The 4369-nt window shown below is 69.2% G+C and carries 6 protein-coding genes; 3 read left to right on the top strand and 3 right to left on the bottom strand.

All coding sequences use genetic code 11. The annotated features are described in order from the left end of the window. Positions 1-956: iron-containing alcohol dehydrogenase (locus tag H0W38_RS17430; protein WP_292456414.1), on the bottom strand; the 956-nt coding region annotated here is incomplete at its 3' end. A gap of 142 nt (positions 957-1098) precedes the next feature. On the opposite strand from H0W38_RS17430, the gene H0W38_RS17425 reads away from it, so the two are divergent. The 3 genes from H0W38_RS17425 (at position 1099) to H0W38_RS17415 (ending at position 3427) form a co-directional block, all read left to right on the top strand. Further along, entirely contained in the window at positions 1099-2040 is a 942-nt protein-coding gene (locus H0W38_RS17425) for an alpha/beta hydrolase (RefSeq protein WP_292456413.1), read from the top strand. Then, positions 2037-2933, top strand: a complete 897-nt coding sequence (locus tag H0W38_RS17420; RefSeq protein WP_292456411.1) for a YbgC/FadM family acyl-CoA thioesterase — start codon at positions 2037-2039, stop codon at positions 2931-2933. The genes H0W38_RS17425 and H0W38_RS17420 overlap by 4 nt, the downstream gene beginning before the upstream one ends. A gap of 128 nt (positions 2934-3061) precedes the next feature. Next, a complete protein-coding gene (locus H0W38_RS17415) occupies positions 3062-3427 on the top strand; it encodes a hypothetical protein (protein WP_292456408.1) in 366 nt (121 codons plus the stop codon). A 46-nt stretch (positions 3428-3473) separates the two neighbouring features. Here H0W38_RS17415 and H0W38_RS17410 read toward each other — a convergent pair whose 3' ends face one another. After that, the gene (locus H0W38_RS17410; protein ID WP_292456406.1) at positions 3474-3926 is read right to left on the bottom strand and encodes an OmpA family protein; all 453 of its coding nucleotides are present in this window, start codon (positions 3924-3926) and stop codon (positions 3474-3476) included. Next, positions 3923-4204 (bottom strand): hypothetical protein, encoded by a 282-nt coding sequence (locus H0W38_RS17405; RefSeq protein ID WP_292456403.1) that lies wholly within the window; start codon positions 4202-4204, stop codon positions 3923-3925. The genes H0W38_RS17410 and H0W38_RS17405 overlap by 4 nt, the downstream gene beginning before the upstream one ends. Positions 4205-4369: the final 165 nt, after the last annotated feature.

Below are 4369 nucleotides of genomic sequence, written 5' to 3'. Positions count from 1 at the left end.
ATCGCTTCGGGAATGTCGCCCGCCGCCGCCAGTCCCATGGCATGCGCCATGCGCTCGAGGCGGCGCTCGGCCTTGACGCTCTCGGCCTCGGCGTTGAAGCGCACGACGGCCGGCAGGAACATCGCATTGAGCGTGCCGTGGTGCAGCCGCGGGTTCACGCCGCCGAGCGCATGGCTGAGCGAATGCACGCAGCCGAGGCCTTTCTGGAAGGCCATGGCGCCCTGCATCGAAGCACTCATCATGTGCTTGCGCGCCTCGCGGTCGCCACTGTGGCGCGTGGCGCGTTCGATGTGCGCCCAGGCGCGCTCCAGGCCGTCGAGCGCGATGCCGTCGGCGGGCGGGTTGAAGGCCGCCGACAGGAAGGTTTCCATGCAGTGCGCGATTGCGTCCAGCGCCGTCAGGCCGGCCGGCAGGCCGAGCGTGAGCTCGGGGTCGCAGATCGCCACCTTCGGCACCAGATGCCAAGAATGGAAACCGAGCTTGCGGTGGTCATCGACGATGACGATGGCGCCGCGCGCCACTTCGCTGCCGGTGCCGGCGGTGGTCGGCACCGCGATCAGCGGCGCCACGGCGGCGGTGATCTTCGACGAGCCGCCTTCGATGGTGGCGTAGGTCTTCAACTCGCCCGGGTGCGTGGCGAGGATGGCCAGCCCTTTGGCCAGGTCGATGCTCGAGCCGCCGCCCACGGCGATCAGCCCGTCGGCGCCGTGCGCCTTCCAGGCTTCGCGCGCGGCGCGCACCGCGGCTTCGGTCGGGTTGGAGGGCGTGCCGTCGAACACAGCGACCGGCAGATCCTTCAGGGCGTCCAGCGCTTTTTGCAGCACGCCGGCGGCGCGCACGCCGGCATCGGTGATGACGAGCGGCCGGGTGATGCCCACGCGCGCGCACTCGGCGCCGAGCTGGCGCACGGCGCCGAAGTCGAACTGGACTTGCGTGATGTAGAAGATGCTGGCCATGATGAAACGGGGCTGGGTAGAGGGGGCCGAAAGAGGCTCACCGCGCAGACCACCGCACAGGGATCGGGCGGCGACCGAGCCAGTATGCTCGTGGCCCGCAAGCCCTCGCGCCGCCGCGCGGGCGCGACTCTGCACCGCCTTCATGAACCCCGATGCACTGACCCCCGCCACGCGCAGTGTGCTGCAGCGCATCCACCGTGCCGGCCGCCCGCCGCTGCACACACTGGCAGTCGAAGAGGCACGCCTGGCCTACGAGATCGGCGCCGAGATCATGGACCTGCCGCGCGCGCCGCTGGCGAGGATCGAAGACCTGCAAGTGCCGGCCCGCGACGGCGCCTCGCTGCGGGCGCGGCTGTACGCAAACTCGCCCGGGCGCCTGCCGGTGCTGCTCTACCTGCACGGTGGCGGCTTCACGATCGGCAACCTCGAAACGCACGACAGCCTGTGCCGCCAGCTCGCACTGCAAAGCGGTGCGGCAGTGCTCGCGCTCGACTACCGCCGCGCGCCGGAGCATCGCTTTCCCGTGGCGGTCAACGACGCCTGGGATGCCCTGCAGTGGCTGGCGGAGGAGGGCGCTGCGGCACTCGGGCTCGACGCCCGGCGCCTGGCCGTCGGCGGCGACAGCGCCGGCGGCACCCTGGCTGCGGTGTGCGCGCTGCTCGCCCGTGACGCCGGGTTACCGCTGGCGCTGCAGCTGCTGTTCAATCCCGGCACCGCCGCGCAGACGAACAGCGACTCCCACCGGCGCTACGCCAGCGGAGTGCTGCTCGACCATCCGCTGATCGAGTGGTTCTTCGAGCACTACATCGATCCGGCCCAGCGCGACGACTGGCGCTTCGCGCCGCTGCTCGCCGCCGATCACCACGGCACGGCGCCGGCCTGGATCGGCCTGGCCGAATGCGACCCGCTGGTCGACGAGGGCCTGGCCTACGGCGACGTGCTGCGCGCCGCCGGCGTGCCGGTGCAGTTGGAGCTCTGGCGCGGCGTGGTCCACGACTTCATCAAGATGGGCCGCTCCGTGCCCGAGGCCCGGCTTGCGCATGCCGCTGCCGGCCGCGCACTTCAGGAAGCGTTCGCGACATGAACCACGACGCCACGCCAGCAACGGCTGTGACGCGCCCCGAGCGCCGCGCCTTCCGCAGCCTGCATCGGCTGCGAGTTCGCTGGGCCGAGGTCGACATGCAGGGCATCGTCTTCAACGGCCACTACCTGATGTACTTCGACACCGCCGTGGCCGACTACTGGCGTGCGATGGCGCTGCCCTACACCGAGTCGATGCGAACCTTCGGCGGCGATCTCTACGTGCGCAAGGCGACGCTCGACTACCTCGCCTCGGCGCGGTACGACGATGTGCTCGACATCGGCATCCGCTGCGCGCGCGTCGGCACCACCTCCCTGCTGCTGGCCGGCGCCGTGTTCCGTCAGGACGAGCTGCTTGCTGCCGGCGAGCTGGTCTATGTATTCGCCGACCCGGCCACGCAGAAGACCAAGCCGCTGCCGCAGCCGCTGCGCGAGGTGCTGCAAGCCTTCGAGGACGGCGCGCCGATGCTCTCGGTTCGCACGGGCAACTGGGACGAACTCGGCGCCGATGCGCGGGCGATTCGCACCGAGGTCTTCGTGCAGGAGCAGCACATCCCCGCCGAGCTGGAATGGGACGAGGCCGACGGTGCCTGCGTGCACGCCGTGGCCTATAACCGCATCGGCGCGGCGCTGGCCACCGGCCGGCTGCTCGAGCACGTGCCCGGCGTGGGCCGGATCGGCCGCATGGCGGTGCGCCAGCCGCTGCGCGGCGCAGGCGCCGGCCTGCTCGTGCTCCAGGCGCTGATGCAGGCGGCGCGCGAACGCGGTGAATGCGAGGTGCTGCTGCATGCGCAAACCTCGGCTGCTTCCTTCTACGCGCGTTGCGGTTTCGTTGCGCGTGGGCCGCAGTTCGACGAAGCCGGCATACCGCATGTGGAGATGGTGCGTGGGCTGTGACTCGTGGCCGCAAAGCCGGTTGATGCCCGCTCGGGCGCTTGTCTCGCGGCGCCGTTTTGCTGGGTATGGCCGGAGTGATCGGCCGTTGGGTCGCTGATGAGACAGGCAATGAAACAGGACACTTCGCCATGCTGACCGCACTGATTTCGCACCGGCAACGCAGCGCGTTCGCCTTCATCGGCCTCGCGCTGGCTGGCACTTTCACCTGTGCGCTGCGTGCGCTTGCCGCCACGCCCGAAGCCTGGGCAGCTCACGAGCAGGAGGTGACTGCCGCCTGCATTGCCGCCAGTGCACTGCAGGGCGCTCGCGCGGCAGGACAGCCGATCGAGTTCGACGACCACACCCGCACGACCGCACTCCTGCTCATGGGTCACCATGCTGCCGCGCACATGGAAGGCCGGCGCGCCCGCGAACTGTGCCTGTTCGACAAGCAAAGCCGCAAGGCGGCCGTAGCGCCGGCCGATGCGCTGTTTACGCCGCTGAGCCGACCCTGACGCGCTGATCGGCGCCAAAGGACGGTTCAACGCCGCTCAGAGCCTCTTATCGAGTCACCGGCCTCACACCTTTGAATTCGATCTCGGTGCGCCGGTTTTGCGCGCGTCCGGCGGCGGTGTCGTTCTCGGCCACAGGCACCGAGGCAGCCCTGGCCTCGGTTTTGATGATGGCCGTTTTGACGCCCTGGTCAACCAGATAGTCTTTGATCACCTGGGCGCGCCGTTCCGACAGGCCTTCGTTGTATTCCTCCGGGCCGATGTTGTCGGTGTGGCCGGTGGCGGTCACGCTTTGCCAGTTCACATCCTTCATCGCGTGAACTTCCGCGAGGATGTCTTCGCCGTCGGCCGAGCGCAGCGTGGTCTGGTCGAAGCCGAAATTGGCGACGGCGCGCACGGTCACCGGCTCGATCCCCGCGCCGGCGGGAGTCTGGGCGGCTACGGGCGCCAGCAGGGTGGCGCTCAACACAAGCATCAACGGTGTAGCGACTCGGGTTTTCATGCAGGTCCCCTTTGAGGGGTGGGGAACGGATGGCCCATGCGGGCCGCAGGGGTCGACCGCTCGCTGCGGCCGGGGTCGGAACAGGTATCGAGTCCCGCGGCAGCCGCGATCGAGTAAGGCCAGCCGACTTCGAATTGCAAGCCGGGCTGCACCGTGCGCCACTTCGGGTCGCCCTCGTTCTGCAGGGCGGGCAACGTGCGGCACAACTCGCGAGCAAAAGCGGTCAACCGCTCGGCCTCGGCGGGGTTCGATGCGGCCGTGCCGACCAGGAATGACATGACGGCGAGCGTCGGCGTCTCAGCCGCGGCGCTTTCGCCGCCCAGCCAGCTAGTGAACTGTAACGTTCAAATAGGAAGTATCATTGCGCCTGCGGAGGGTGCGATGAACTTGACCGAAACCGAAGTCATGGAACTGCAGCGGCGAGTCAGCGCGAGGACCGAGAG

Origin of the sequence: Methylibium sp., assembly GCF_013817365.1 — a bacterium.
GTDB lineage: Bacteria > Pseudomonadota > Gammaproteobacteria > Burkholderiales > Burkholderiaceae_C > Methylibium.
This window is presented reverse-complemented; position numbering and strand designations above follow the sequence as displayed.

Bases quoted from the DNA above. Each gene is read 5' to 3' on its own strand.
- H0W38_RS17410 (WP_292456406.1), bottom strand. From the start codon at position 3,926: ATGAAAACCCGAGTCGCTACACCGTTGATGCTTGTGTTGAGCGCCACC.
- H0W38_RS17405 (WP_292456403.1), bottom strand. From the start codon at position 4,204: ATGTCATTCCTGGTCGGCACGGCCGCATCGAACCCCGCCGAGGCCGAG.
- H0W38_RS17415 (WP_292456408.1), top strand. From the start codon at position 3,062: ATGCTGACCGCACTGATTTCGCACCGGCAACGCAGCGCGTTCGCCTTC.
- H0W38_RS17420 (WP_292456411.1), top strand. From the start codon at position 2,037: ATGAACCACGACGCCACGCCAGCAACGGCTGTGACGCGCCCCGAGCGC.
- H0W38_RS17425 (WP_292456413.1), top strand. From the start codon at position 1,099: ATGAACCCCGATGCACTGACCCCCGCCACGCGCAGTGTGCTGCAGCGC.